Genomic DNA, 24,301 nt, shown 5'->3' on the forward strand with positions numbered 1-24,301 from the left:
CCGATCTCAGTCAGGGGCGACGTCGTGCTCGCCGACGACCGATGCGGGGACCGCGTCGTCGGAGAGGGTGCCGCGTGACCCCGCGGCGAGGGAGATCTGTCCGCCGGTGGAACCGACGATCCCGACGGCTGCTGCCGAGCCGGTCGAGCCGGAGGCGCTGCTGCCGAGGACGCCCGCAACCGGGCCGTCGAGCGGGCCGTCGCCGTGGCCGGTGCCGCCGCCCCGGGGGACGAGCAGAGCGCGGCCGCCGACGGTGGCGTCCTGTGCGGCAGCGTCGGCCCGGAGGACCCGGTCGCCAGCGAGGACCGTCGCGGCCTCGGAGGACACGGCGTCCGTGCGCGCGACACTCACGTCCGCCGCGACGGCGCTCGAGCCCGGAGTCTGCGCCGCGGACGCGTCCGGACGCACGCCGGCGGATGCCGAACCGACGGGGGCAGTGGAGCCGCCGCCCACCGGGGTGCCGGGGACGTCGACGACGGGATCCGTGCCTCCAGGCAGGCCGCCGCCCACGACCGGGGGCAGACCGGCGACCGCGTCCGGGACGGACCCGACGACGGAACCGACGCCACCGAGCGTGTCGTCGACCAGTCCGGTGACCGGACGGGTGACGGTGCCGAGGGTGTCGTCCCCGAGCACGGTCCCGAGGACCGGCAGGCAGCCGACGACCTGGTCGAGGGTGCCGACGACGGTGGTCACCGGGCGTGCTCCGGTGAGGTGCTCGACGGCTCCCGTGACGGGGCGGAGCACGGTGACGAGGGTGTCCGTGACGGGCCTGGAGGCGCTGCTCGCCTCGGTCCCGTCGGCTGCGGTCGCAGGGGTGGCCGGGGTGGTCCCGGTGGCCGGCTGCTGGCCGCCGGTGGCGCCGGTCGGCGCACTGCCGGTGGGTGCTGCGGGGGTCGTCGCGGGCGCCGGAGCCGGTGCCGCGGGGGCGGGGCTCGACGGGGCCGGGGACGATGCTGTGGGGGCGGGTGCCGCGGGGGCTGCGACCGGGGCCGGAGCTGCCGGAGCCGGGGCTGCCGGTGCTGCCGGAGCCGGTGCTGCCGGAGCGGGCGCTGCCGGAACGGGAGCCTTGGGCGGTGCCACTGCCGTCCGGACCGGGTCGACGGCCCGCTCGACGACGTGTCCGACGCCGCTCGTGACGCCCTGCACGGTGTCGCCGAGACCGTGCACGAGCCCGCCGACGAGCCCACGCTGCTGCGACGGCTGCGGATCGGACGTCGCCGCGGAGGCCGGACGGGCGCCGAGCACGAGGGTGAGCAGCACGAGGGCCGCGGCGACGACGATGCCGTACAGCGCGTACCGGGTCATCGCGCGCCAGGGTGCGCGCAACGGCTGGTCCATGCGCTCACCTCCTGATCTCGGCTGCGCACGTAGAGTGGTTGACCGGCACGGTACGCCCGTCCACGCCAGAACGCACCAGGTTTCTCAAGAATTCGTCAGGAAAGGCCGGTCTTGGTCTCGATCTTCAACGCTCCGACCCGCAATACGGACATCGTCACGCTGCACGAGATCCTCCGCCTGCGGCAGGACGTCTTCGTCGTCGAGCAGGGGTGCGCGTACCCCGACATCGACGGCCGCGACCTCGAGCCCGGCACCGTCCAGTTCTGGGCCGGGCAGGGGTCGGTCGACGCCACGCTGCGACTCCTCCGCGAGCCCGACGGCACCGAGCGCATCGGCCGGGTCGCCACTGCTCGGGCCTCCCGTGGTCAGGGTCTGGCTGCGCAGCTCATCGAGGCCGCGATCGCCGAGTCCCGATCTGCGCGCATCACGATCGACGCGCAGGCGCACCTCGAGCAGTGGTACGGCCGGTTCGGGTTCGTGCGCTCCGGTGAGGACTTCGTCGAGGACGGGATCACGCACCTCCCGATGACCCGCACGCGCTGAGGCGCGGCACCAGCCGGGCGCACGGGGTCGGTCAGGCGCGCGCCAGGCGCGAAGTCGGTCGCGCGCGCTCGGTCAGGCGCGCCAGCGGCGGAGCTCGTCGAACGAGCGTCCCTGGTGTGCCCGGTCGGCGACGAGCCGTTCGAACACGATGTTCGTCTGCGTCGTCGCCACCGACGGGTCCCCGCTCAGCTCGTCGGCGACGAAGTCCCGGAGCTGCTCGGTCGACGTGCAGGCGATGTGCACGAGGAAGTCCTTGTCGCCCGCCAGGAACGACACGTCCTGCACGACGGGCACCCGCAGCAGGCGCTTCGCGAAGTCCCGGAGCTCGTGCCGGGCGGCGGCGTGCACGCGCACCGAGACCATCGCCTCGATCGCGAACCCGAGCCGGGCGACGTCGACCTCGGCGCGGTACCCCCGGATGACCCCGGCGTCCTCGAGCGCCCGCACCCGGGTCAGGCAGGTCGACGGGGCGATGCCCACCGCGGCGGCGAGCCGGTTGTTCGGGATCCGGGCGTCGGCCGCGAGCGTCCAGAGGATCCGCTCGTCGACCTCGTCGAGGCGCGGGGCGGGATCGGGGCGGCGGACGGGGCGTTCGGACACGGCTCGACGCTACCGTGCCGAGGCGTCGGTGAGGAGCGCGCGCAGGGCGTCCTCGAGCGGGCCGGCAACGGCCTCGTGCTCCGCGGACGCCAGCGGCTCGACCTGGGTCGAGGTCCGGAGCATGGTCATCCCGAGCACCACGGCGAGCGCGATCTCGGCGCGGATGAGCAGGTCGTCGGTGACCGTGCCGGCGACGGCACCGGCCAGGCGCTCGGCGTAGCGGCGGAGCGTCTCGCGGCGGATGGCGTCGGCGCCGTCGTCGCCGGAGGACCGCAGCAGGAGCATGAGCTGCATCGAGTCCTCGTCGGTCGGCGACCGCACGACGTGTCCGATCAGGTCGCGGACGGTGCGGTGCGCGTCCACCGCTGCGCGCCCTTCGGTCCCGAGGTCCCGCACGACGCGGTCGAGGCACGCGCGGAAGAGCCCCTCCTTCGACCCGAAGTACCGGTTGATGAGCGCGACGTTGACGCCGGCGTCGGCAGCGATGTCGCGCACGGTCGTGGCTCGGTAGCCGTCGAAGGCGAACCGACGTCGCGCGGCCTGCACGAGCAGCAGACGGGTGGCCTCGGCGTCCTTGCTCATGGTCGAAGCGTACCGGCCCGGACCGGGATGTAAGCAATTGTTGACATCGGCCGACAACCGCGTACCCTCGTCAAGTCAGCAAGCGTTTACATCGACCGTACGGAGCACGATGACCGACACCATGGCGACCCCGCGGACCGGGTCCCACCCCACCACCGACGGCCGGCGGCCGAACAGCACGGCGATCATCGTCTACCTGTCGCTCGGCGGTCTGTCCTTCGCGGTGCTGCAGTCGCTCGTCGCCCCGGCCCTGTCGACCATCGGGCAGGACCTCGGCGCCTCGACCAGCGCGACGAGCTGGGTCCTCACCGCCTACCTGCTGTCGGCCTCCGTGCTCACGCCGATCCTCGGTCGTCTCGGGGACATGGTCGGCAAGCGCAAGGTCCTCATCGTCGTCCTGTCGATCCTGCTCGTCGGGGCCGTCCTCGCAGCCCTCGCGCCGAACCTCGGCACGCTCATCGTCGGCCGTGCGCTGCAGGGCGCCGCCGGCGCGGTCATGCCGCTGTCGATCGGCATCGTGCGCGACGAGCTCCCCAAGGAGAAGGTCAGCGTCACCATCGGACTGCTCTCGGCGATCTTCGGCATCGGCGCCGGGGTCGGCATCGTCGCGGCCGGCCCGATCGTCGAGCACCTGTCGTGGCACTGGCTGTTCTGGCTGCCCGCCGTGCTCGTCGTGATCGCCCTGCTCGGCGCGGTGTTCGGCATGCCCGAGTCCCCCGTCCGGAAGCCCGGGCGCCTCGACATGGCCGGCACCCTCGTGCTCGGCGTCTCCCTGGTCGCGATCCTGCTGGCGATCAGCGAGGGCGAGACCTGGGGCTGGGGCGACGTGAAGACCGTCGGCCTGCTCGTGCTCGGTGCCGTCGCGCTCGTCGCGTTCGTGGTCGTCGAGCTCCGGGTCAGCGAACCCCTGATCGACGTCCGGCTCTTCGCGGTGCGCGGGGTCTGGACCGCCCACGTCGTCGCCCTCGTCTTCGGCTTCGCGATGTTCGGCACGTTCGTCCTCGTCCCGACCCTGCTGCAGCTGCCGACCGCCGTCGGGTACGGCTTCGGCAAGGACGTCACCGAGGCCGGGCTCTTCCTCCTGCCGACCGTCGTGATGATGGTGATCGCCGGTCCGATCGCCGGCATCCTCGTGCGGAAGGTCGGCCCGAAGCCACCGATGCTCATCGGCGGGGTCGCCATCGTCGCCGCCTTCGTCATCCCGGCGATCAGCCACACCGAGCTCTGGCAGGTCGTCGTGTCCGGCGTCCTGACGGGCATCGGCATCGGCATGGCCCTGGCGGCGTGCTCGAACGCGATCATCGAGAGCGTCCCCGCGAACCAGACCGGCGAGGCGATCAGCGCGAACACCGTCGTCCGGACGATCGGCTCCAGCGTCGGCACCGCGGTCATCGCGGCCCTCATCACGTCGCACAGCACCGCGCAGGGGCTGCCGACCGACGACGCGTTCACGATCGGGTTCTGGGCCTGCACCGGCGTGGCGGTCCTCGCGGTCGTCGGAGCCCTCATCGCCCCGTCGATGCGCGCCCGCCGCGCAGCGGCCACGGCCCGTGGGATCGACGACCTCGACGAGGTCGCGTCCTGACGCCCTGAACGCCACCACCCCTGGAGGCCCGTCCTGCGTCGTCGACGCGGGGCGGGCCTCCAGGCCGGTGCGGTGCCCACCCGCCGTCGCCGCGAGCGCTGCTGAACCTGCGAACCCGCCGAGCACCGTCGCAGGAGCCGTGACGATCATCGACTCCACGACGTCCACCTCGTGGGCGCGAACGCCGCGCCCCGGACAGGAGACCCCATGAGCAGCACCGACCACGACGAGAGCCGCAGCAGCAAGCCGTCGTTCCGCGACACGATGACCGCCGGACTCGTGCAGAAGGCACTCGAGCCGGTGCTCCGTGCCGTGCGGGACGAGGTCGCGTCGGCCCGACGCGAGGTCGGCGAGCGCGTGAGCGGTGCGAAGACCGGGCTCGTGCTGACCGGGGTCGGCGTGGCCTTCGCCCTGACCACACTCGTGGCCCTCGCCGGCTTCGTGGTCGCACTCCTCGCCCTGGCGCTGCCGCTCTGGGCGGCCACCGGGATCACCGTCGTGGTCTTCGCGGTCGTGACCGCGATCCTGCTGGCGGTCGGGGTGCGCGGGATCCGTCGCGGTGTGCCGCCGGTGCCGCGCGACACGATCCAGGCGACGAAGGAGCGGGTCCACTCCGCGAGCAGCACGGACACGGACACGGAAGCGGTCTGACCGCCGGTCTGACCGCCGCTCTGACAGCCGGTCTGACCGCCGCTCTGACCGCCGGTCTGACTACATCGCGAGTGTCATGCCGACCACGGCGACCGTCATCGCGAAGACCTCGCCGCTCCGGACCGCACGACGGTCGTCGCGCCCCCACTCGTACCGGAGCAGCCACCCGCTGAACGCGCAGTAGCCGATCACCCCGGCCCCGAGGACCGCGGTGAGCGCGATGCCGTGCCCGGCGTGTCCGTCGGCGAGTCCGGTCGCGTGTCCCATCAGGAGCATCCCGGCCATCACCACCGCCGACAGCGCCCGGTGGACGTCCATCGGCTCGGCGCGGCGACCGTCGGCGCGTCGCCGCCGCATCACCGGCAGCGGTGCGAGGAGCAGCAGAACGGTCGCCGCCAGCAGGGTCCACGACGCGCCGGCGTGCACCACGGGCATGAGCATCGCGACGAGCATCACCGCCGCGGGCACGATCACCGCCGGACGCGGCCGGTACCGATCCCCGACGATGCAGCACACCGACGCGAACTGCGGCACGACGAGCATGGCGTCGGCGACGGTCTCGTGCACGGCGGTTCCTCGGGCGGGAGCGCTGGGTGGAGCGCGGTGGTCAGTCCTGGGCGCGGGAAGCGGCCTTGGCGGCGCGCTCCTGCTTCACGCGGGCGTTCTCGGCGTGCACCGCTGCCTGCGTCGCACGCTCGCGGACGAGCCACTCGGGCTTCTGCTCGAGCAGCGTCTTGATCTCGGTCGTGGTCAGCGGATCGTCGATCCCGGCTCGGGTCAACCCCGAGATCGAGATGCCGAGCTTCTGCGCCACGACGGGTCGGGGATGCGGTCCGTCACGACGGAGGTCCTCGAGCCAGGTCGGGGGTTCCGTGCGGAGTTCGTCGAACGCGGTCCGGCTGATCGGCGCGCTCTGGAAGGTCTCCGGGGCGGCCGCCAGCAGGATGCCGAGCTTCTTCGCGGCCGTCTCGGGCTTCATGGTCTGTTCCTGCGCCATACCGACAAGGGTACGGCCCCTATGCTCGTCTGCATGACCGCGGCTCTCACCATCGCCTTCGTGCCCGGGGTCTCCCCCGCCAAGTGGGCACGCGTCTGGCGGGAACGCTTCCCCTCCGTCGAGCTCCGGCTCCGTCCGATCGGCGCCGACGAGGTGGACGACGCGCTCGCCGGCGAGGTCGACATGGTCTTCGCCCGGGTCCCCGTCTCGGACGCCCACAACGCGATCCCGCTGTGGACCGAGACCGCCGTCGTCGCGATGCCGAAGGACTCCCCGCTCGCCGACCTCGCCGAGGTCGACCTCACCGACGCCGAGGTCCACGTCGTCGACCCTGGTCCCGTCCCCGCCGACATCGACGCGACGCTCGACCTGGTCGAGGCGAACGTCGGCGTGGCGGTCCTCCCCCAGTCGCTGTTCCGCGCCGCCAGCCGCAAGGACCTCGTCGGCCGCCCGCTCGTCGGTGCACCCGGCACCCAGATCGTGCTCGCCTGGCGCGACGAGGACGCCTCCGACACGACGGAGGAGTTCATCGGGGTGGTGCGCGGGCGGACCGCCAACAGTTCCCGGAACCAGACGGACCAGCCTGGAGGCACGGATCGCGACACCGGGGACGGCTCGCGTCCGTCAGGTGGCGGGGACCGGTCGCGTGGCTCGGCCGGCGGTGACGGCGGCGGCAGCGGGAGCGCCGGTGGCGGCGGTGGCGGTGGCGGTGGCGGTGCCGGTGGCGGTGGCGGCAAGGCGAAGCCCGCCAACGGGAAGACCGTCGCCAAGCGCTCTGCCACGAAGGGCACCGGCGCGAAGAGCGGCGGCGGGAAAAACTCGACCGGCCGCGGCCGGACCCAGCGCGGGATGAAGGGCAAGCCGAAGCGCGGCTCGAAGGGCAACCGCTGAGGACGACTTCGTCCTGACCGACTGGCGCGTCCTGACCGACGCGTTCAGCCTGACCGACGAGTTCAGCGCATGACGGCGGCGGCCGCTCGTGCGACCCGCGCGCCTCGGGCGTCCTCGGCAGCTGCCCGGGCGTCGGCCACGACACGGGTGTCGGCACGCAGCACGGACCCGGCGTCGAACGGCGGCTGCGGGTCGTACTCGATCTGCAGCTGGATCGCCTCGGCGACGGGCTGACCGACGAGTTCAGCCGCGAGCCACAGCGCCATGTCGATGCCCGCGCTCACCCCGGCGGCGGTGACGACCGACCCGTCGGCCACCACGCGGTCCTCCACCGGCTGCGCGCCGAACGCCTCGAGCATCGGCTTCGACGCCCAGTGCGTCGTCGCGCGCTTGCCCGCGAGCAGCCCCGCCGCCCCGAGCACGAAGGCCCCCGTGCACACCGAGGTCACCCAGGTCGCACGCTCGGCTTCGCGCCGGACGAACGCGACCACCGCCGGATCGAGCATCGCGTCGAACGCTCCGTCCCCGCCCGGCACGACCAGCACGTCCGCGGGGCCCGCCCCGTCGATGGTCGTCGTCGGCACCAGGGCGAGCCCGCAGTCGCTCGGGACCGGGTCGAGGGTGGCGGCGACGTACTCCACGCGCACGCCGGGCACCCGCGACAGCACCTGCGCCGGGCCCGTCAGGTCGAGCTGCGTCAGGTCCGGGAAGAGCAGGAACGAGATCCGGATCTCGTCCGGGCCGTGCTCCGGCGTGACCGCGTCGGCGTCGTCCACCGGGTCGGGCGTCGGGACCTCGGCGTCGACGGGCACCTCGACCACGTCGGCGTCGACCGGGTGGACGGGGTGGACGCGCGGGTTCTCGGAGCTCATGTCGCGACCATAGCCCTGCCCGACCAGCACGGTGTCGGTCAGCCCCAGACGCCCGAGGTCCCCCGCCGGTGGCTGCCGACCAGGTGCGTGTCGACGATGCCGAGCGCCTCCATCAGCGCGTACATCGTGGTCGGGCCGACGAACGCGAAGCCGCGCTTCCGCAGCGCCTTCGACAGCGCGACGGACTCGTCGGACTTCGTCGGGACCTCGGCGTAGGACTGCGGCTCCGGCGTCGACGCGGGGCGGAACGACCACACGAAGTCGACCAGGCCGCCGTCCTCGCGCAGGGCGATCGTGGCGTTCGCGTTGGTGATCGTCGCGAGGATCTTCGCGCGGTTCCGGACGATCCCGGCGTCCGCCATCAGCCGGGCGACGTCGTCCTCACCGAACTGCGCCACGGCGTCGGCGTCGAAGTCCGCGAAGGCCGCACGGAACGCCGGCCGCTTCGCCAGGATCGTGCGCCAGGAGAGTCCGGACTGGAAGGCCTCGAGCGAGAGCCGCTCGAACACGCCCCGCTCGTCGCGGACGGGCATCCCCCACTCGGTGTCGTAGTAGTCACGGAGCAGCGGGTCCGTCGATGCCCACACCGGACGGGCGAGCCCGTCGTCCCCCACGACGAGGTCGGACGCGGGTGCAGCGACGGGCTCGGGGCTCATCCCCCCATCATGGCCGTCCCCGCCGACACCGTCATTCCGCGGGAGGGCTGTCCTGCATCGCTTCGGAGTCCATCCACACGTACTCCCAGCGGTGGCCGTCGGGGTCGGTGAAGCTCCGCTGGTACATGAACCCGAGGTCCATCTCCGGCCGGTCCTCGTTACCGCCCGACATCACCGCGGCGTCGACCACGCGGTGGACCTCCTCCTTCGACGGTGCGCTCAGGGAGTTGATCACCTCGATCGTGCCCGCGTCGGCGATGGGCTTGTCGGTGAACTCGGCGAACTTCGCCTTCGTCAGCACCATCACGTAGATCGTGTCGCTGACCACGACGCACGCCGCGGTCTCGTCGGTGAAGTCCGGGTTGATCGAGTAGCCGAGCGCTTCGTAGAACGCCTTCGAACGCTCGAGGTCGTCGACCGGCAGGTTGATGAAGACCATCGTGTCCATGGGAGGTCCTTTCGTCAGGTTCAACCTGGCGCACGTCCCTCCGCTCCGCAACCGTTCCGCGCCGGTACCACTGTCAACCGTCACCGAGACGGGCCGGAGTCACGCGACCGGCTCGCACCGTGCCTCCAGGCCGGCGGTGCCCACACGACCGACGCGAGCCGAGACGACACGATCGTGGTCGTACGACGACGAACTCGTCGTGAGTTGCGCACGCTCGCAGTTGCGGCCACGCGGAAACGACGAGACCGCCGTCGTTCGACAGCGGTCTCGTCGTTCCGGGTCCGCGCGCGCAGCGCAGCGCAGCTCGCGGGTCAGGCCAGCTCGCGCCCCTCGCCCGCTGCCTTCTGGTGCGCCTCGGCCTCGGCCTGGCCGATGATGTCCTCGGCCGGCACCGGGTTCAGACGGTCCCAGAGGAAGAACAGCAGCCCGCCGACGAGCATCGAGAGCCCGACCCACAGGTTGATGTGGATGCCGCCGGTCTTCTCGGGGTCGGTGTTCCAGTGCACGATGCCGACGATCGTCGTGATGACGCCGTAGAGCACGAACAGGCCGCCGAGGATGCGGCGCAGGTCGAGGCGGCGGGTGGAGCGGACGAGTGCGGCCTTCTGCTCGTCCGTCATGCCGGTGGTGGTGTCACTCATGTGTGGTGATCTCCTTCGGATCTACAGGACGGGGCTCAGAGGAACGGGAGGTAGAGGACGACGCACAGCACGAGCGCGACGGTGCCGAGCAGCGCGGGCGAGCGGTACCAGGCGGTGTCCGTCGCGACCGAGTCGCCGTGCAGGTCGATCTTCCCGATGCCGTAGACCAGGCCGCTGAGCTCCTTCTCGGGCTTCGGCTTCGTGACCATCGAGACCACGAACCCGACGACGAGCACGGTGACGAACGAGATGATCGCGCCGTACAGGGTCTCCGCGGTCGCGGTCGCGAAGAGGTCGGGGTTCACGAGGTAGGCGATCCACGTGATGGTCGGCGTGACGATGCCGAGCACGTAGCCCCAGAGGGCGCCCTGCGTCGTCATCCGCTTCCAGAGCAGACCGAGGATGAACACGGCGAACAGCGGCGCGTTGAAGAACGAGAACAGCGTCTGCATGTACGTCATGATGTTCGACGCCTGGGCGGCGATGAACGCGGTCGCGATGCCGACGAGCACACCGGCGACGGTCACCCAGCGGCCGGTCGTCAGGTAGTGCACGTCGGGCATGTTCGGCTTGATGTAGCGCTGCCAGATGTCGTACGTGAAGACGGTGTTGAACGAGGACACGTTCGCCGCCATGCCCGCCATGAACGAGGCGAGGAGACCGGTCACCGCGACGCCGAGCACGCCGGTCGGCAGGTACATCTGGATGAGCTTCGGGATCGCGTCGTTGTAGGTCAGCGACCCGTCGGCGAACTGGTTGCCGACGACGGCCGCGGCGATGAGGCCGGGGATGACGACGATCGCGGGGATGAAGAGCTTCGGGATCGCTGCGATGAGCGGGGTGCGGCGGGCGGCGGACATGTTCTTCGCCGAGAACGCGCGCTGCACCTCGGTGAAGTTCGTCGTCCAGTAGCCGAAGCCGAGCACGAAGCCCAGGCCGAGGACGATGGCGAGCCAGTTCGCGCCGATCGGGTTGGTCACGTCACCGAAGCCGGTGCCGGCCCACGCCTGCAGGTGCTGCACGCCCTGGGTCTGCACGATCGCCTTGCTGAGGCCGTCCCAGCCGCCGACGCGGTGCAGGCCGACGATCGTCAGCGGGATGAGCCCGGCGATGATCACGAAGAACTGCATGACCTCGTTGTAGATGGCACTGGAGAGGCCGCCGAGGGTGATGTAGACGAGGACGAAGCCCGCCGACACGATGATCGCGAGCCACTCGGGCCAGCCGAGCATGGCCTCGATGACGATCGCCATCGCGTAGAGGTTGATGCCGGCGATGAGGACGTTCGACACCGCGAACGCGATCGAGTTCACCAGGTGCGGGGCCTTGCCGAACCGGCGGAGCATGAACTCCGGCACGGAGCGGACCTTCGAGCCGTAGTAGAAGGGCATCATCACGAGCCCGAGGAACACCATCGCCGGCACCGCGCCGACGAGGTAGTAGTGCAGGGTCGCCATGCCGATCTGGGCACCGTTGGCGGCCATGCCGAGGATCTCGGTCGCGCCGAGGTTCGCGGACACGAACGCGAGGCCCGTGATCCACGCGGGCATGGACCTGCCCGAGAGGAAGAAGTCCATGCTCGTGCGGACCTGCCGCCGAGCCGTGAACCCGATCCCGATCACCACCGCGAAGTACACGATGACCATCAGGTAGTCGACCCAGCCCAAGTCGAGCCGGATCCCGTTGTTCGCTGCCGCGAGAACCATTGACACTCTCCGTCGATGTGTTGCAGTCGACAACTCCGCCGACCCGGACGAAGACGTTACACCGATTGTGACCGTTCACATAGCCGGGGTATGCATCGAGCTCGTCACGGCCCCCGACGCCCTCGGTAGGCTCTCGCCATGACCGAGCAGTCGCGCATCCTCGTCCTCAACGGCCCGAACCTCGACATCCTCGGCCGACGCGACCCGACGCAGTACGGCACGGTGACGCTCGCCGAGATCGAGGCGATCGTCCACACCGAGGCCGCGGTCCACGAGCTCGAGGCCGACTTCCGGCAGACCAACCGCGAGGGCGAGCTCGTCGAGTGGCTGCACGAGGCGCTCGACGATTTCGTCGGCGTCGTGATCAACCCCGCCGCCTACGCGCACACCTCGGTCGCGCTGCACGACGCGGTCGAGGCGCTGTCGGTCCCCGTCGTCGAGGTGCACCTCTCGAACACGTGGAAGCGCGAGCCCTTCCGGCACGTCGACCACGTCGCGACCGCCGCGACGGCGGTCATCGCCGGCGCGGGCGCCGACGGCTACCGCCTGGCGGTCGCGCACGTCGCGTCCCTGCTGGGCTGAGTCACTGCCGGGCTGGGTCGGTCCGGACTGGGTCGGTCCGGACTGGGTCGGTCCGGACTGGAGGCGCGTGGCGGCGCCGCCACGCGCCTCCAGTCCGTCAGCTGGTCGCGCCGGGCTCGCGCGTTCCTGCCCATCGCGCGTGACATGGGAGGAAGAATCGCGCGTAGCGAGACGGAATTCGCGACCTCCTACGCGCGGTTCGTCCTCCTACGCGCGGTTCGACCTCCGACGCGCGGATCGGCCTCCGACGAGCGGACGCCGGGCCCGCGCGGGTCAGAAGTCGGCGGGGCGACGCACGTCGGCGACGCCGGCGGTCGCGAAGCCTCCGCGGATCAGCGGCAGCGCCCGCAGGACAGCCTGGTCGATCCGGAGCTCGAGGTCGACGTTCGCGATGTCGTAGCCACCTTCGCGCTTCGTGAAGTCCCGCTCGTTGCCGAACACCCCGATGGGGAGCGTCGTCGACTGGAAGAAGCCGAACAGCGGGCGCATCTGGTGCTCGACGAGCAGGGCGTGCCGGTCGCTGCCGCCCGTCGCGGTCAGGAGCACCGGGGTGTCGACGAGGTCGTACTGCCCGATCCAGTCGAAGAACAGCTTGAACGCGCCGGAGTACGCGGCGCGGAACGCCGGGCTGCCCACGACGAGGACGTCCGCCGCCTCGACGGTCTCCAGGGCGTGACGGGTGCGGTCGGACATCGCCTCACGCGACGGCGCCGCCCCGAGGTCGGCCAGCAGCGGCCCGATCTCGATCGTCTCCGTCCGGGAGCCCTCGATCTCCTGGCCGAGGCGCGCCACGGTCGCAGCCACCAGGGTGGACGTCCGCGAGGGGTCCGAGGGGCTGCCGCTGACACCGACGACGAGTTCTCCGCTCATGCGGTCGATGCTCACACGACGGCGACGGGCGGGGTGCGGTTGTGACGACATGTGTCGGGTGCCAGCGCTCCCGCGTACCGTCCGCGGCATGCAGACGTTCCTGCCGTACCCGGACTTCCGCGCCTCGGCCGAGGTGCTCGACGACCGGCGGCTCGGCAAGCAGCGGGTCGAGACGCTGCAGGTCATGCGGGCGCTGACCCTGCCGGACTACGGCTGGCAGCACCACCCGGTGGTCGCGATGTGGCGCGGGTACCGCCCCGCGCTGATGGCCTACCAGGACGCCACGTGCCGGGTGTGGGCGGAGCGCGGCCACGCGGACACCTGCCTGGAGAAGACCCTGGCCGACCTGGGGCTCGTGCCGGAGGACCTCGACGCCTACGAGCGCGGTGACTACGTCGTGCCTGCGTGGAACGAGGACCCGGCGGTGCACCGCTCGCACCGGTCGAAGCTCGTGCAGAAGGCCCCGGAGCACTACCGGCCGCTGTTCCCGGACGTGCCGGACGACCTCGACTACGTCTGGCCGGTCAGCGGACGGGCGTCCACCGCGCCCCGTCACGACGGGTGACGGCAGCGGAACGGACCTCGACGACACCGGCGAGTCCGTCGACGGTGTGCTCGGCGACCGCCTCGGCGATCTCGTCCGACGGCGCGTCGTACCGGATGACGGCGCAGGGGACGCCGCGGAGCAGCTGCACGTCCTTCGCCTCGACCACGGTGAGCTCGGCGACGAGCCGTGCGGCCTCGGGCAGGACGGCGTCAGGGGTGGTGCCGGCGGCGAGTGCGCCGACGGCGAGGGTCACGCGGTACGAGGGCACGGCCACACCGTAGTGCAGCGATCGCGGCACCGCCGTGGCGCACCGGACCCGTCGTGGGCTGCGGGGGGACATGGCGTCGCGCAGGGGCAGCGACGCTCGCGCCCACGACGGGTCACAAGTGCTGCGGGGCACGACGAATCAGGGGGTGTCGTGCCCCGCGCCGGACGCAGATCAGGGGGTCGCGTCCGGTCGTCGCACCGGCGGGCCCGCAGGGGAAACGGTCCCGTCGATGCTGGTCCTCAAGGGTGTTCGGTGTCCTCTCGGTACCGGTCTGTCTCGGTCGGTGCGGGCATCGACCGTCGAGCCGCCGCGGGTCGGACCATGGGGAGCAGGGCACTCCCGATGGTCGCCAGAGCCCCGACGACGGCGATCAGCCCGAGTGGGGCGGTGCCGAGGTCGTGCTGTGCGGCCAGGACGAGCGCGACGACCGTCGCGGGTGCCGGGAGGAGCTGGACCGCCCGGAAGTGGTCCTCCTGCCGGACCCGAGTCGTCATCGCGTTTGCCATGTGAGTACTCTGACGCACTTCTCCGGTCCGCAAAAGGGGGGACACGTCCCCACTCATGGAGTAGAACGTCTAGTACACCCTCGGTGGGTGAGGAGCTCGTTCAGGCGAGTGCCCGGACCGCCCCCACCGCGTCGGCGACGGCATGCACGACGACGGGGACGTCCGCGTCGGTGAGGCCCGCGTCGAACGTCAGGCGCACCGCGGTCCGGGCGACGTCCTCCGGCAGCCCGAGCGCCGTGAGGACGTGCGACGCCTCGGTGCTGCCGGCCGCGCAGGCGCTCCCCGACGACGACACGACGTCTCGCTGCTCCAGCTCGAGCAGCACCGTCTCGCCGTTCACGCCCGGGAAGCAGAACGACGCGTGCCCGGGGAGCCGCGCGCTCCGCGACCCGGTGACGAACGCCCCGGGGACCGCCGCGAGGACACCGTCGAGCACGGCGTCCCTGGTGCGGGTCGCCGTCGCGGCGGACGCGGCCCGACCGGCGTCCGCCAGCGCCAGCGCCGTCGCGACCGCCACGGCCCCGGCGACGTCCTCGGTGCCCGAGCGACGGCCGCGTTCCTGTCCCCCACCGTGCAGGAGCGGTTCGAGCAGCACGCCGGCCCGGACCGCGAGCACGCCGGTGCCCTTCGGGGCGCCGAGCTTGTGCCCCGACAGCGACACCGCGTCGACGCCGAGCACGTCGAGGCGGACCGGCAGCCACGGCGCCGACTGCACGGCGTCGGTGTGGAAGCGCGCACCGACCTCGTGCGCGACGGCCGCGAGCGCCGGGACGTCCTGCACGGTGCCGATCTCGTTGTCGGCGTGCGCGACGGAGACGAGCGTGGTGTCCGGCCGCAGGGCAGCCCGGAGCACCGCCGGGTCGAGGCGGCCGTCGGGGCCGACCGGCAGCACCGTGACGTCGAAGCCGTGGAACCGTTCGAGGTAGCGGCAGCTCTCGAGCACGGCTTCGTGCTCGATGGCGCTCGTGACGACGTGTCGCCCCCGGGGTGCGGCGAGCGCGATGCCCTTGACCGCCGTGTTGGCGCCCTCGGTGCCGCCGGTGGTGAAGACGACCTCGCCCGGTCGGCACCCGAGCACGCGGGCGACGGTGGCGCGGGCGTCGGCGAGCCCCCGGGCGGCGGCGTCGCCGACCCCGTGCGTCGACGAGGGGTTGCCGAAGGTGCCGGTCAGGTACGGCCACATCGCCTCGAGGACCTCGCGGCGGACGGGGGTCGTGGCGGCCCGGTCGAGGTAGAACACGGTCAGGATCCGGCGGGCGCCGCCACGGACACGTCGAGTCCGAGGTCGAGCGCTCGTGCCGAGTGCGTCAGCGCACCGACCGAGATGACGTCCACACCGGTCGCGGCGATCGCGGCGACGGTGTCGAGCGACACCCCGCCAGAGGCCTCGACGAGCGCCCGGCCGGCGACGATCCCGACGCCGGTCTCGAGCATCTCCGGGGTGAAGTTGTCGAGCATGATCGTGTCGACCCCGGCCGCCACGACGGGTTCGATCTGGTCGATGCGGTCCACCTCGACCTCGACGTGCACGGTGTGCCCGAGGCGTTCCCGGGCGCCGGTGATCGCGTCCCCGATCCCGATCCCGCTCGCCAGCAGCACCGCCAGGTGGTTGTCCTTCGCGAGCACGGCGTCGGACAGCGAGGTGCGGTGGTTGTGCCCGCCGCCGCACCGGACGGCGTAGCGCTCGAGCGCCCGCAGTCCGGGAGTCGTCTTGCGGGTGTCGACGATGCGCGCCCGGGTGCCCGCGACGGCCGCGACGTAGGTGGCGGTGGCGGTCGCGATGCCGGACATGCGCTGCGCGAGGTTGAGTGCGACCCGCTCGGCCCGCAGGACCGAGCGCGCGTTGCCGGTCACCGTCGCCAGCAGGGTGCCCGCCGCGAAGGAGGATCCGTCGGGGACGTGCAGGACGACGTCGACCGACGGGTCGACCGCGTGCACGACCGCGGCGAAGACCCCGCCACCGCTCAGCACGCCGGGTTCCCGTGCGCCGAGGGTCGCCGTGGCCACGGCGTCGGCCGGGATGAGCGTCTCGCTGGTGACGTCGCCCCAGGGCGCGTCCTCTTCCAGCGCGGTCTCGATCACGCGGCGCAGGGCGTGCGGCGCGATGGTCCCCGGATCAATCGGTGCGGGATCGATCGGAGTGGTGTCGGTCGGTGCGGTGTCGGTCGGTGCTGCGGCGACGGTCATGCGGGTACCTCCTGCGGGACGGGTGCGTGCTGTGCGACCCACGCGTACGACGCGGGAGCGGACGGATCGGTGTCGGGGTGGTCGGTGCGGGCGTGCGCGCCGCGCGACTCGGTGCGGGTCTCGGCGGCCAGCGCCGTGATCCGTGCGAGGTCGAGCAGGGCACGGTCCTCGTGGTCGCGCACCCCGGTCGGCTCCGGCAGTGCCAGGGCGGCGAGGTCGCGGCGGGCGCTCGCGAGTCCGCTCGCGTCGCGCAACAGCCCGACGCGGTCCGTCATGACGGACTGGACCGCCTGCCGGACGTCGGCGACGTCGGTGCGGTGATCCGTGCCTCCAGGCAGTGTCGGACTGGAGGCGCGGATCACGTCCGCCGCATCGCACACGGTGGTCGGGTGGAGACCCGCGTCACCGCGCAGGCGCACCCGGTCGGGTCGCGGTGCGTCGAGTGCGTCCGCGGCGCGGACCGCGAAGACGAGTCCCTCGAGGAGCGAGTTGGAGGCGAGGCGGTTGGCGCCGTGCACGCCGGTGCAGGCGACCTCGCCGATCGCGAGGAGGCCCGGCAGGCTCGTGCGGCCCTCGGCGTCGGTGGCGACGCCGCCCATCGCGTAGTGGGCGGCGGGTGCCACCGGGACGCCCTCGCGGGTCCAGTCGAACCCGGCCGCTCGGGTGGCGCGGGTGAGGCCGGGGAAGCGTCGGACGAGGAACGCGGGGTCCAGGCCGGTCGCGTCGAGGAGGACGGGTTCCCCGCCCTGGTCGCGCAGTGCACGTGCGATCCCCCGGGCGACGACGTCGCGGGGGGCGAGTTCGGCGTCGGGGTGCACCGCCGTCATGAAGCGGCGTCCGCGGGCGTCGCGGAGGACGGCGCCCTCGCCGCGGACGGCTTCGGACACCAGCCCACCGTCCGGGACGGCGAGGCGGGTCGGGTGGAACTGCACGAACTCCAGGTCGGCGAGGACGGCTCCGGCACGCCAGGCCGCGGCGGCACCGTCGCCCGTCGCGACGAGCGGGTTGGTGGTCTCGCGGTAGAGGTGGCCGGCGCCGCCGGAGGCGAGCACGACGGCGTCCGCGTCGACGCGCCGGGGTTCAGCGAGCAGGTCGAGGACGTCGACCCCGACCACCGCTCCGTCGCGGACGACGAGGTCGGTGAGGCAGGTGCGCTCGAGGATGGTGACGTGCCGGCGGTGCAGCGCGTCGACGAGGGTGCGCTCGATCGCGGCACCGGTCGCGTCGCCGTCCGCGTGCACGACGCGCCACCGGCCGTGGGCGGCTTCACGGCCGCGCGCGAGGTCGTCGCCGTACCGGTCGAGGCTCGACGGGTCCGCCGTGCGGTCGAACGGCACCCCGAGCGAGAGCAGGTCGCGCACCCGGGCCGGCCCGTCGGTGCAGAGCACCTCGACGGCGCGGGCGTCGGCGCTGCCCGCGGCGGCGACGTGGGTGTCCGCCTGGTGGAGGGACGACGAGTCGTCCGCCCCGAGCGCGACCGCGACGCCGCCCTGGGCGTACGCGGTCGCGCTGTCGGCGAGCGCGCCCTTCGTCACCAGGGTGACGTCGTGTCGGGCGCTCGCGCGGATCGCGGCGGTCAGTCCGGCGATGCCGGAGCCGACGATGACGACGTGCACGGTGCGGTCCTTCCGGGGTGCGGACCGGTCAGCGGGCCGCGGGTGCGGTCTGGCCGGCGAGTGGACGCGGCTTCGCGGCGAGCATCCGCTCGAGGGCGACCTTGGCGTCGGCCTGCACGTCGGCGGGGACGACGATCTCGTTGAGGACCTCGCCGTCGACGAGCGCCTCGAGCACCCAGGCGAGGTAGCCCGGGTGGATCCGGTACATCGTCGAGCAGGGGCACACCACGGGGTCGAGGCAGAAGATCGTGTGCTGCGGGTACTCGGCTGCGAGCCGGTTCACCATGTTGATCTCGGTGCCGATCGCGAACGTGGTGGGCTCGGTCGCCGCGGCCACGGTCTTCCGGATGAGGTCGGTGCTGCCGGCGTGGTCGGCGGCGTCGACGACCGCCATCGGGCACTCGGGGTGCACGATGACCTGCACACCGGGATGCTCGCGGCGTGCCTGGTCGATCTGGTCCACCGTGAAGCGACGGTGCACCGAGCAGAAGCCGTGCCAGAGGATGACCTTCGCCGCTTCGAGGTCCTCGGCGGTGTTGCCGCCGCCGGCGAGCCGCGGGTTCCACATCGGCATGAGATCGGTGCTGATGCCCATCGCCTTCGCGGTGTTCCGGCCGAGGTGCTGGTCCGGGAAGAACAGCACGCGCTGCCCCCGCTCGAACGCCCACTCGAGGACGGTCGCGGCGTTCGACGACGTGCAGACGATCCCGCCGTTCCGGCCGCAGAACGCCTTGAGGTCCGCCGCCGAGTTCATGTAGGTGACGGGGATGACCGGCACGCGGCCGTCGGCGTCGGGCTCCGAGCCGTAGAGCGCGGTGAGCTCGGCCCACGCCGCCTCGACGCTGTCGATGTCCGCCATGTCGGCCATCGAGCACCCGGCGGCGAGGTTCGGCAGGATCACGCGCTGGTCGTCACGGGCGAGGATGTCCGCCGTCTCCGCCATGAAGTGCACCCCGCAGAACACGATCGCCTCGGCGTCGGGCTTCGTCAGGGCGGCGTTGGCGAGCTGGAACGAGTCGCCGAGGAAGTCGGCGTGCCGGACCACCTCGTCGCGCTGGTAGAAGTGCCCGAGCACGACGACACGGTCGCCGAGGGTGGCCTTCGCGCGCTCGATCCGCTCGTGGAGCTCGTCCACCGGTGCGTGCTTGTACTCGTCCGGCAGGACGCCCTGGCGCGGCGCAGAGGTCGGGATGACGTCGGACATCGACGAGCCGGGGCCGTAGCCGGGTCGGGAGTCGAAGTCCCAGGTCGGCGCGGCGAGGTCGGGCGTGCAGGTGCTGCCGGCCGCCTGGCCGTTGGAGATCAGTTCGATCGTGGTGGCGATGGACACGGTTTTCCTATCGGTTCCGCTGCTGTGGGGTGCCGGTCTGCAGCGGGCCGTTGTCCGCGTAGGCCAGGTCGGGGTTCGAGCGGTAGAGCCGGGCCGGTCGGTGCCGCCCGCCGCTCGTGGTCTCGTCGGTCGGCAGGATCGCGTCGGTCTTCTCGACCTGCCGGCGGAAGTTCGCGGGGTCGAGCGCTCGCCCGAGCACCGCCTCGTACACCCCGCGGAGTTCGGCGAGGGTGAACCGGTCCCCCAGGAACGCCTGCGCGATCCGGGAGTACGACATCTTGTTGCGCAGCCGCCAGAGGGCGTAGTCCACGATGCGGTCGTGGTCGAACGCGAGCGGCGGGTGCTCGTCGGCGAGGAACCACCGGACGTTCCAGTCGTCCGGCACCGACGACGCTTCGTCCGGGTGCACCAGGGCCCAGTACACGATCGACACGACGCGGCTCGGGGAGCGGTCGACGTCGCCGAAGGCGTAGAGCTGCTCGAGGTAGCGCGGCTGCACGTTCGTGGTCTCACGGAGGCGTGCCGCGGCGGAGTCCTCGAGCCCCTCGTCCGGTCGGACCCAGCCGCCCGGGAGCGCCCAGGAGCCCTCGAACGGCTCGGCGACGCGGCGCACGAGCGGCATCCAGAGCGCCGGCGCACCGGTGTCCGGGTGCGGGCGCAGCGCGACGATCACGGTCGAGACCGCGACGCGGATGGCTGGTTCGTGGGGTTCAGGAGATAGTGTCATGGTGACTCGAAGTGTTCGGGTTGAGATGACACTATCACCGGGTTTCACGAGACCGAAACAGCGCCGAAAACTCCCGGTCGGACCGCGCGCCTACATTGAGCGCATGACGACGGTGACGAGGATGCACGCCGTGGTGTCGGGGACGGTCCAGGGGGTCGGGTTCCGGTACTGGACCGCGCGGAAGGCCGACGGGCTGGACCTGGCGGGCTACGCGCGGAACCTGTTCGACGGGACGGTCGAGGTCGAGGCGGAGGGACCGGCTCCGGCGGTCGACGCGCTCATGACCTGGATCCGCACCGGTCCCCCGTCCGCGACGGTGACCGACGTGGCCTGCCGACCGGTGGTGCCGCACGGCGACGTCGACGGGTTCGCGATCCTGCACTGACCCCGGCACCGACCGTTCACCTGCGGATGTCGGTGCGAAGCGGAATAATCGAATCCACTCAGGCGGTTGCCCTGTCTGCGCGTCCTGCGCCCCCTCGTTCCACCAGTCGTGATCCACCAGGAGCCCCGCATGACCCAGGCCGTCGATTCCGCACCCCGCACCGGGAGCGTCTCGCAGCCCTCCCCCGGCGAGACCCGACTCGTGATCGGGCTGCTGCTCGTCTCCGCGTTCGTCGTCATCCTCAACGAGACGATCATGGGTGTCGCCCTGCCGCGCCTGATGGACGACCTCGACATCAGCGCCGCGACCGGGCAGTGGCTCACCACCGGCTTCCTGCTGACCATGGCGGTCGTCATCCCGATCACCGGGTTCCTGCTGCAGCGCTTCAACACGCGTCCGGTGTTCGTCTGGGCGATGAGCCTGTTCTCCGCCGGCACCCTGATCGCGCTGCTCGCGCCCGGCTTCACGATGCTGCTGCTCGGCCGCATCGTGCAGGCGAGCGGGACGGCGATCATGATGCCGCTCCTGATGACGACGGTGCTCACCCTCGTCGAGCCCGCCCACCGCGGGCGTGTGATGGGCAACATCTCGATCGTCATCTCCGTCGCCCCGGCCATCGGCCCGACGATCTCCGGCCTCATCCTCAACGCGTTCTCGTGGCGCTGGCTGTTCGGCTTCGTCCTGCCCATCGCCCTCGCCGCCCTCGTGCTCGGCATGGTGAAGGTGCGGAACGTGTCCACGCCGCGGAAGGCCCCGCTCGACGTGTTCTCCGTCGTGCTCTCGGCGTTCGCGTTCGGTGGGATCGTCTACGGCCTGTCGAGCATCGGCGAGGCCGGCGCGACCGGTCCCGTCGTGCCGATCACCGCGCTCGTCGTCGGTGCCGTCGCGCTCGCCCTGTTCATCGTCCGGCAGACGCGACTCCAGCGCGCCGACCGTGCACTGCTCGACCTGCGCACGTTCCAGACGAAGGGCTTCACGATCCCGATCGTCGCGATGGGGCTCAGCTTCATGGCGATGTTCGGCACGCTGATCCTGCTGCCGATCTACCTCGAGCGCGTGCTCGGGCTCGACGTCCTGAACGTCGGCCTGCTGCTCCTGCCCGGTGGCCTCATCATGGGGCTGCTCTCGCCGATCGTCGGTCGCGTCTACGACCGCCGCGGACCGCGCGTGCTGCTCATCCCGGGGTCGATCATCATCAGCGCCGTGCTGTGGGCGCTCTCCACCGTCGGCGTGGACACCAGCGTGTGGTTCGTGCTCGGCGCACACGTCGTCCTGAGCATCGGCCTGGCCCTGACCTTCACGCCGCTCTTCACCGCGGCGCTCGGCGGCCTGCCACCGCGGCTGTACTCGCACGGCAGCGCCGTGCTCGGCACCGCCCAGCAGCTCGCCGGTGCGGCGGGGACGGCGCTGTTCGTCACGCTGCTGACCATCGGTGCAGCCACCGCGACCGCCGGCTCGGGTGCGGACGGCCTCGCCGAGGCGACCGCCTCCGGCGTGCGGACGGCGTTCCTGGTCGGCGCGGTGATCTCGCTGTTCGGCATCGCGACGTCCTCGCTGGTCCGCAAGCCGGACGTCCCCGCGGGCGCGCCGACGCCGTCGATGCACTGACGCCGGTCGTCGCGGCTCCGCGATCGTCGGGGCTCCGCGATCGCCGGGGCTCCGCGATCGTCGGGTCGAACCACGGAAGCGACGTCGAACCGGCCAGCGTGCCTGGTTCGACGTCGGTTTCGTGGTTCGTCGGACGCCGCAGGCGTCGGCGGCGCGTGGCATCGTGGACGCCATGCGGTCGACGACGAGCGAGCTGAACTGGTCCGGCACGGTCACCTACACGGCCGAGCGGGTCCTCCGTCCGACGTCGATCGACGAGGCGGCCGAGATCGTCGCACGCGAACCCCGCGTGCACGGCCTCGGCACCCGGCACTCGTTCAACGACTCCGCCGATGCTCCCGGTGTCCTGCTCGACCTCACCGCGATCCCGACCGACCTCCACGTCGACGCCGAACGGCGCACCGCCACGATGGGCGCCGGCACCCGGTACGGGGTCGTCGCGCCGGACATCGACCGCGCCGGGTTCGCCCTGCACAACGAGGGGTCGCTGCCGCACATCTCCCTCGGCGGCGCGATCGCGACGGGCACGCACGGTTCCGGCACGACCCTCGGCTCGCTCAGCACCGCCGTGCGCTCCTTCGAGGTGCTCGGGCCGGACGGCACCGCGCGGACGATCGACCGGCAGGACCCGTCGTTCGACGGCGCCGTGCTGCACCTCGGGCTGCTCGGCATCGTCACCCGGGTGACCGTCGACGTCGAGCCGACCTACCGGATGCGCCAGGACTCCTACGGCCCGATCCCCTGGGACACCTTCACCGCGAACGTCGCCGAGGTCCACGCCGCCGCGTACTCGGTGTGCTCGTACACGGTGTTCGGCGACGAGATCGGCGAGGTGCTGCTGAAGTCCCGCGTGCCGGACGGCGCCGACGACGTGGCCGTGCCGGACGACCTCGTCGGCGCACCACGGCTTCCGGGCTCCCCCGGCGACGACCACCACACCGCGCGTGACGGGTCCGTCGGCCCGTGGTGGGACCGGCTGCCGCACTTCCCGATCCAGTCGGTGCCGAGCCACGGGTCCGAGGTGCAGAGCGAGCACTTCGTCCCGCTCCGGCACGCGGCCGCCGCGCTCGAGGCCGTCCGGGGCATGGCCGACCGCATCCAGCCGCACCTGCACGTCTGCGAGCTCCGCACCATGGCCGCAGACCCGTTCTGGCTCAGCCCGACGCAGGGCGAGGACGTGCTCTGCATCGCCTTCACGTGGCAGAAGCACCCCACCGAGGTCGCTGCGCTGCTGCCCGACCTCGAGGCACGGCTCGCCCCGCTCGGCGGGCGCCCGCACTGGGGCAAGATGAGCTCGCTCGACCGCGCCGCCGTCGCCGAGCTGTACCCGCGGCTGCCGGACTTCCGCGCCCTCGTGGCGGCGGCCGACCCGGACCGGACGTTCGCGTCTGCGTTCGGTGAGCGGGTGCTCGGGAGCTGACCCGCGCCTCCAGGCCCGCCGTCGCGACCGCACCGTCCCGACCGGACCGGTCGCACCGACCGCCGCCGTCGGGACCGGACCGGAACGGCCGCCGTCCCGACCGCCTTCCGTCAGGACCAGACCCGACCGGACCAGCCGACGTGCCGTCCGCTCAGACGACGGGCGTGATCGTCCGCGCCGCACCGTCCCAGTGCCGGACGCCGGCGACGCCGAGCGACTCCGGCAGCGGCGCCGTCCGGAGCGCGGCGACGGCGCGGGGTAGGTCCTCGTCCCGCACTCGGCGGGCGAACGTGACGTGTGGCGACCACGCGCCCGGCAGCGACGTCTCCACGCCACCGGACGCCGCGGCGTGCACGGCCTGGTGGAACGCGGCGAGCTGGGCGTCGACCACGACCGCGCGGGCGAGCACCGACCGTCCGGGACCGGCGGGGAACAGCAGGAGTCCGCCGAGCCGGAGGTCGGTGGGCACGGGTGCCGCGACTCCCGTCGGCACCGGCAGGTCGGGGCCGGCGGCGAGGGTCACGTGCGGGGCGTTCGACGGGGAGGGGTGTCGACCGAGACTCGGCAGGTCGGCGTCGACGAGCGCGGACCAGGCCTGCCGCACGGCGGCGTCCGACGCTGGGTCCAGGAGGAGTTCGATGCTGCGCACACCCCGAGTGAACCAAGCGCACCCGACAGGTGGCACCGACCAGGCTCGTGGCCGTGCGCCACGCCTCCATCTGCGTCCGGGCCCTGCCGCGAT

At 72.3% G+C, this 24,301-nt stretch carries 28 protein-coding genes; 9 read left to right on the forward strand and 19 right to left on the reverse strand.

Going from position 1 to position 24,301, the window contains the following annotated elements; genetic code table 11:
* Positions 1 to 6 precede the first annotated feature (6 nt).
* Positions 7 to 1,341 (reverse strand): hypothetical protein, encoded by a 1,335-nt coding sequence (locus EDF64_RS18405; RefSeq protein ID WP_133518819.1) that lies wholly within the window; start codon positions 1,339 to 1,341, stop codon positions 7 to 9.
* Between the two features lie 111 nt (positions 1,342 to 1,452).
* On the opposite strand from EDF64_RS18405, the gene EDF64_RS04245 reads away from it, so the two are divergent.
* Entirely contained in the window at positions 1,453 to 1,884 is a 432-nt protein-coding gene (locus tag EDF64_RS04245; protein WP_133518820.1) for a GNAT family N-acetyltransferase, read from the forward strand.
* A 72-nt stretch (positions 1,885 to 1,956) separates the two neighbouring features.
* On the opposite strand, the gene EDF64_RS04250 is transcribed toward EDF64_RS04245, so the two are convergent.
* Together EDF64_RS04250 and EDF64_RS04255 are read right to left on the reverse strand one after the other, a co-directional pair.
* Complete coding sequence (locus EDF64_RS04250; protein WP_133518821.1) at positions 1,957 to 2,484, reverse strand: Lrp/AsnC family transcriptional regulator; 528 nt, start codon at positions 2,482 to 2,484, stop codon at positions 1,957 to 1,959.
* A 9-nt stretch (positions 2,485 to 2,493) separates the two neighbouring features.
* Positions 2,494 to 3,066 carry a TetR/AcrR family transcriptional regulator gene (locus EDF64_RS04255; protein WP_133518822.1) on the reverse strand — a complete coding sequence of 191 codons (573 nt, stop codon included), beginning with the start codon at positions 3,064 to 3,066 and terminating at the stop codon, positions 2,494 to 2,496.
* 109 nt (positions 3,067 to 3,175) lie between these two features.
* On the opposite strand from EDF64_RS04255, the gene EDF64_RS04260 reads away from it, so the two are divergent.
* Both EDF64_RS04260 and EDF64_RS04265 read left to right on the forward strand, forming a co-directional pair.
* Positions 3,176 to 4,651, forward strand: coding sequence for an MFS transporter (locus tag EDF64_RS04260; protein ID WP_133518823.1), 1,476 nt, complete (start codon positions 3,176 to 3,178; stop codon positions 4,649 to 4,651).
* 207 nt (positions 4,652 to 4,858) lie between these two features.
* A complete protein-coding gene (locus tag EDF64_RS04265; protein WP_133518824.1) occupies positions 4,859 to 5,302 on the forward strand; it encodes a phage holin family protein in 444 nt (147 codons plus the stop codon).
* A gap of 60 nt (positions 5,303 to 5,362) precedes the next feature.
* On the opposite strand, the gene EDF64_RS04270 is transcribed toward EDF64_RS04265, so the two are convergent.
* Both EDF64_RS04270 and EDF64_RS04275 read right to left on the reverse strand, forming a co-directional pair.
* Positions 5,363 to 5,869: a hypothetical protein gene (locus tag EDF64_RS04270; protein ID WP_133518825.1), complete on the reverse strand. Its 507-nt coding sequence runs from the start codon at positions 5,867 to 5,869 to the stop codon at positions 5,363 to 5,365.
* 40 nt (positions 5,870 to 5,909) lie between these two features.
* Positions 5,910 to 6,299: a DUF5997 family protein gene (locus EDF64_RS04275; RefSeq protein ID WP_071292308.1), complete on the reverse strand. Its 390-nt coding sequence runs from the start codon at positions 6,297 to 6,299 to the stop codon at positions 5,910 to 5,912.
* Between the two features lie 33 nt (positions 6,300 to 6,332).
* Between EDF64_RS04275 and EDF64_RS04280 the strand changes: the two genes are divergently transcribed.
* Entirely contained in the window at positions 6,333 to 7,190 is an 858-nt protein-coding gene (locus EDF64_RS04280; protein WP_166645591.1) for a LysR family transcriptional regulator substrate-binding protein, read from the forward strand.
* Positions 7,191 to 7,252: 62 nt separating this feature from the next.
* Here EDF64_RS04280 and EDF64_RS04285 read toward each other — a convergent pair whose 3' ends face one another.
* From EDF64_RS04285 to EDF64_RS04305, 5 genes are all read right to left on the reverse strand, one after another.
* Positions 7,253 to 8,062: a DJ-1/PfpI family protein gene (locus tag EDF64_RS04285; protein WP_133518827.1), complete on the reverse strand. Its 810-nt coding sequence runs from the start codon at positions 8,060 to 8,062 to the stop codon at positions 7,253 to 7,255.
* Positions 8,063 to 8,100: 38 nt separating this feature from the next.
* Positions 8,101 to 8,718 carry a DNA-3-methyladenine glycosylase I gene (locus tag EDF64_RS04290; RefSeq protein WP_133518828.1) on the reverse strand — a complete coding sequence of 206 codons (618 nt, stop codon included), beginning with the start codon at positions 8,716 to 8,718 and terminating at the stop codon, positions 8,101 to 8,103.
* Between the two features lie 31 nt (positions 8,719 to 8,749).
* Positions 8,750 to 9,166 carry a VOC family protein gene (locus EDF64_RS04295; protein WP_133518829.1) on the reverse strand — a complete coding sequence of 139 codons (417 nt, stop codon included), beginning with the start codon at positions 9,164 to 9,166 and terminating at the stop codon, positions 8,750 to 8,752.
* A gap of 311 nt (positions 9,167 to 9,477) precedes the next feature.
* On the reverse strand, positions 9,478 to 9,807 hold the full coding sequence (locus EDF64_RS04300) for a hypothetical protein (protein WP_133518830.1): 330 nt from the start codon (positions 9,805 to 9,807) through the stop codon (positions 9,478 to 9,480).
* A gap of 35 nt (positions 9,808 to 9,842) precedes the next feature.
* Positions 9,843 to 11,513, reverse strand: coding sequence for a sodium:solute symporter family protein (locus EDF64_RS04305; protein ID WP_133518831.1), 1,671 nt, complete (start codon positions 11,511 to 11,513; stop codon positions 9,843 to 9,845).
* Between the two features lie 138 nt (positions 11,514 to 11,651).
* On the opposite strand from EDF64_RS04305, the gene aroQ reads away from it, so the two are divergent.
* On the forward strand, positions 11,652 to 12,095 hold the full coding sequence (gene aroQ, locus EDF64_RS04310; RefSeq protein WP_133518832.1) for a type II 3-dehydroquinate dehydratase: 444 nt from the start codon (positions 11,652 to 11,654) through the stop codon (positions 12,093 to 12,095).
* A gap of 273 nt (positions 12,096 to 12,368) precedes the next feature.
* On the opposite strand, the gene EDF64_RS04315 is transcribed toward aroQ, so the two are convergent.
* Positions 12,369 to 12,965, reverse strand: coding sequence for an NAD(P)H-dependent oxidoreductase (locus EDF64_RS04315; RefSeq protein WP_166645592.1), 597 nt, complete (start codon positions 12,963 to 12,965; stop codon positions 12,369 to 12,371).
* Between the two features lie 88 nt (positions 12,966 to 13,053).
* On the opposite strand from EDF64_RS04315, the gene EDF64_RS04320 reads away from it, so the two are divergent.
* Positions 13,054 to 13,530 (forward strand): MSMEG_6728 family protein, encoded by a 477-nt coding sequence (locus tag EDF64_RS04320; RefSeq protein WP_133518833.1) that lies wholly within the window; start codon positions 13,054 to 13,056, stop codon positions 13,528 to 13,530.
* Here EDF64_RS04320 and EDF64_RS04325 read toward each other — a convergent pair.
* From EDF64_RS04325 to EDF64_RS04355, 7 genes are all read right to left on the reverse strand, one after another.
* Positions 13,490 to 13,780, reverse strand: a complete 291-nt coding sequence (locus EDF64_RS04325) for a hypothetical protein (RefSeq protein WP_133518834.1) — start codon at positions 13,778 to 13,780, stop codon at positions 13,490 to 13,492. The two genes, EDF64_RS04320 and EDF64_RS04325, sit on opposite strands and share 41 nt — an antisense overlap.
* Positions 13,781 to 14,019: 239 nt before the next feature.
* On the reverse strand, positions 14,020 to 14,286 hold the full coding sequence (locus EDF64_RS04330; protein WP_133518835.1) for a hypothetical protein: 267 nt from the start codon (positions 14,284 to 14,286) through the stop codon (positions 14,020 to 14,022).
* Positions 14,287 to 14,386: 100 nt separating this feature from the next.
* Positions 14,387 to 15,526, reverse strand: coding sequence for a cysteine desulfurase family protein (locus EDF64_RS04335; protein ID WP_133518836.1), 1,140 nt, complete (start codon positions 15,524 to 15,526; stop codon positions 14,387 to 14,389).
* 2 nt (positions 15,527 to 15,528) lie between these two features.
* Positions 15,529 to 16,473 carry a carboxylating nicotinate-nucleotide diphosphorylase gene (gene nadC / locus EDF64_RS04340; RefSeq protein ID WP_133518837.1) on the reverse strand — a complete coding sequence of 315 codons (945 nt, stop codon included), beginning with the start codon at positions 16,471 to 16,473 and terminating at the stop codon, positions 15,529 to 15,531.
* Positions 16,470 to 18,089 carry an L-aspartate oxidase gene (gene nadB, locus EDF64_RS04345; RefSeq protein ID WP_133518838.1) on the reverse strand — a complete coding sequence of 540 codons (1,620 nt, stop codon included), beginning with the start codon at positions 18,087 to 18,089 and terminating at the stop codon, positions 16,470 to 16,472. The genes nadC and nadB overlap by 4 nt, the downstream gene beginning before the upstream one ends.
* A gap of 28 nt (positions 18,090 to 18,117) precedes the next feature.
* The gene (gene nadA, locus EDF64_RS04350) at positions 18,118 to 19,419 is read right to left on the reverse strand and encodes a quinolinate synthase NadA (RefSeq protein WP_133518839.1); all 1,302 of its coding nucleotides are present in this window, start codon (positions 19,417 to 19,419) and stop codon (positions 18,118 to 18,120) included.
* A 7-nt stretch (positions 19,420 to 19,426) separates the two neighbouring features.
* Complete coding sequence (locus EDF64_RS04355) at positions 19,427 to 20,146, reverse strand: NUDIX hydrolase (RefSeq protein ID WP_133518840.1); 720 nt, start codon at positions 20,144 to 20,146, stop codon at positions 19,427 to 19,429.
* Between the two features lie 103 nt (positions 20,147 to 20,249).
* Here EDF64_RS04355 and EDF64_RS04360 point away from each other — a divergent pair, with 103 nt between their 5' ends.
* The 3 genes from EDF64_RS04360 to EDF64_RS04370 all read left to right on the forward strand — a co-directional run bounded on the left by EDF64_RS04360 (position 20,250) and on the right by EDF64_RS04370 (position 23,559).
* Positions 20,250 to 20,531 (forward strand): acylphosphatase, encoded by a 282-nt coding sequence (locus EDF64_RS04360; RefSeq protein WP_166645593.1) that lies wholly within the window; start codon positions 20,250 to 20,252, stop codon positions 20,529 to 20,531.
* Positions 20,532 to 20,660: 129 nt separating this feature from the next.
* A complete protein-coding gene (locus EDF64_RS04365) occupies positions 20,661 to 22,139 on the forward strand; it encodes an MDR family MFS transporter (RefSeq protein WP_133518841.1) in 1,479 nt (492 codons plus the stop codon).
* 172 nt (positions 22,140 to 22,311) lie between these two features.
* A complete protein-coding gene (locus EDF64_RS04370) occupies positions 22,312 to 23,559 on the forward strand; it encodes a D-arabinono-1,4-lactone oxidase (RefSeq protein WP_133518842.1) in 1,248 nt (415 codons plus the stop codon).
* Between the two features lie 151 nt (positions 23,560 to 23,710).
* Here the strand turns inward: EDF64_RS04370 and EDF64_RS04375 are convergent, their stop codons facing one another.
* Positions 23,711 to 24,208: a 2'-5' RNA ligase family protein gene (locus EDF64_RS04375; protein WP_243736243.1), complete on the reverse strand. Its 498-nt coding sequence runs from the start codon at positions 24,206 to 24,208 to the stop codon at positions 23,711 to 23,713.
* Positions 24,209 to 24,301: the final 93 nt, after the last annotated feature.

The organism is Curtobacterium flaccumfaciens, assembly GCF_004361695.1.
Taxonomy (GTDB): Bacteria; Actinomycetota; Actinomycetes; order Actinomycetales; family Microbacteriaceae; genus Curtobacterium; species Curtobacterium flaccumfaciens_B.

Bases quoted from the DNA above. Each gene is read 5' to 3' on its own strand.
- EDF64_RS04255 (WP_133518822.1), bottom strand. From the start codon at position 3,066: ATGAGCAAGGACGCCGAGGCCACCCGTCTGCTGCTCGTGCAGGCCGCG.
- EDF64_RS04320 (WP_133518833.1), top strand. From the start codon at position 13,054: ATGCAGACGTTCCTGCCGTACCCGGACTTCCGCGCCTCGGCCGAGGTG.
- nadC (WP_133518837.1), bottom strand. From the start codon at position 16,473: ATGACCGTCGCCGCAGCACCGACCGACACCGCACCGACCGACACCACT.
- EDF64_RS04265 (WP_133518824.1), top strand. From the start codon at position 4,859: ATGAGCAGCACCGACCACGACGAGAGCCGCAGCAGCAAGCCGTCGTTC.
- EDF64_RS04365 (WP_133518841.1), top strand. From the start codon at position 20,661: ATGACCCAGGCCGTCGATTCCGCACCCCGCACCGGGAGCGTCTCGCAG.
- EDF64_RS04330 (WP_133518835.1), bottom strand. From the start codon at position 14,286: ATGGCAAACGCGATGACGACTCGGGTCCGGCAGGAGGACCACTTCCGG.
- EDF64_RS04290 (WP_133518828.1), bottom strand. From the start codon at position 8,718: ATGAGCCCCGAGCCCGTCGCTGCACCCGCGTCCGACCTCGTCGTGGGG.
- EDF64_RS04305 (WP_133518831.1), bottom strand. From the start codon at position 11,513: ATGGTTCTCGCGGCAGCGAACAACGGGATCCGGCTCGACTTGGGCTGG.
- EDF64_RS18405 (WP_133518819.1), bottom strand. From the start codon at position 1,341: ATGGACCAGCCGTTGCGCGCACCCTGGCGCGCGATGACCCGGTACGCG.
- aroQ (WP_133518832.1), top strand. From the start codon at position 11,652: ATGACCGAGCAGTCGCGCATCCTCGTCCTCAACGGCCCGAACCTCGAC.
- EDF64_RS04285 (WP_133518827.1), bottom strand. From the start codon at position 8,062: ATGAGCTCCGAGAACCCGCGCGTCCACCCCGTCCACCCGGTCGACGCC.
- EDF64_RS04295 (WP_133518829.1), bottom strand. From the start codon at position 9,166: ATGGACACGATGGTCTTCATCAACCTGCCGGTCGACGACCTCGAGCGT.
- EDF64_RS04355 (WP_133518840.1), bottom strand. From the start codon at position 20,146: ATGACACTATCTCCTGAACCCCACGAACCAGCCATCCGCGTCGCGGTC.
- EDF64_RS04300 (WP_133518830.1), bottom strand. From the start codon at position 9,807: ATGAGTGACACCACCACCGGCATGACGGACGAGCAGAAGGCCGCACTC.
- EDF64_RS04360 (WP_166645593.1), top strand. From the start codon at position 20,250: ATGACGACGGTGACGAGGATGCACGCCGTGGTGTCGGGGACGGTCCAG.
- EDF64_RS04260 (WP_133518823.1), top strand. From the start codon at position 3,176: ATGACCGACACCATGGCGACCCCGCGGACCGGGTCCCACCCCACCACC.
- EDF64_RS04275 (WP_071292308.1), bottom strand. From the start codon at position 6,299: ATGGCGCAGGAACAGACCATGAAGCCCGAGACGGCCGCGAAGAAGCTC.
- EDF64_RS04370 (WP_133518842.1), top strand. From the start codon at position 22,312: ATGCGGTCGACGACGAGCGAGCTGAACTGGTCCGGCACGGTCACCTAC.
- EDF64_RS04280 (WP_166645591.1), top strand. From the start codon at position 6,333: ATGACCGCGGCTCTCACCATCGCCTTCGTGCCCGGGGTCTCCCCCGCC.
- EDF64_RS04315 (WP_166645592.1), bottom strand. From the start codon at position 12,965: ATGAGCGGAGAACTCGTCGTCGGTGTCAGCGGCAGCCCCTCGGACCCC.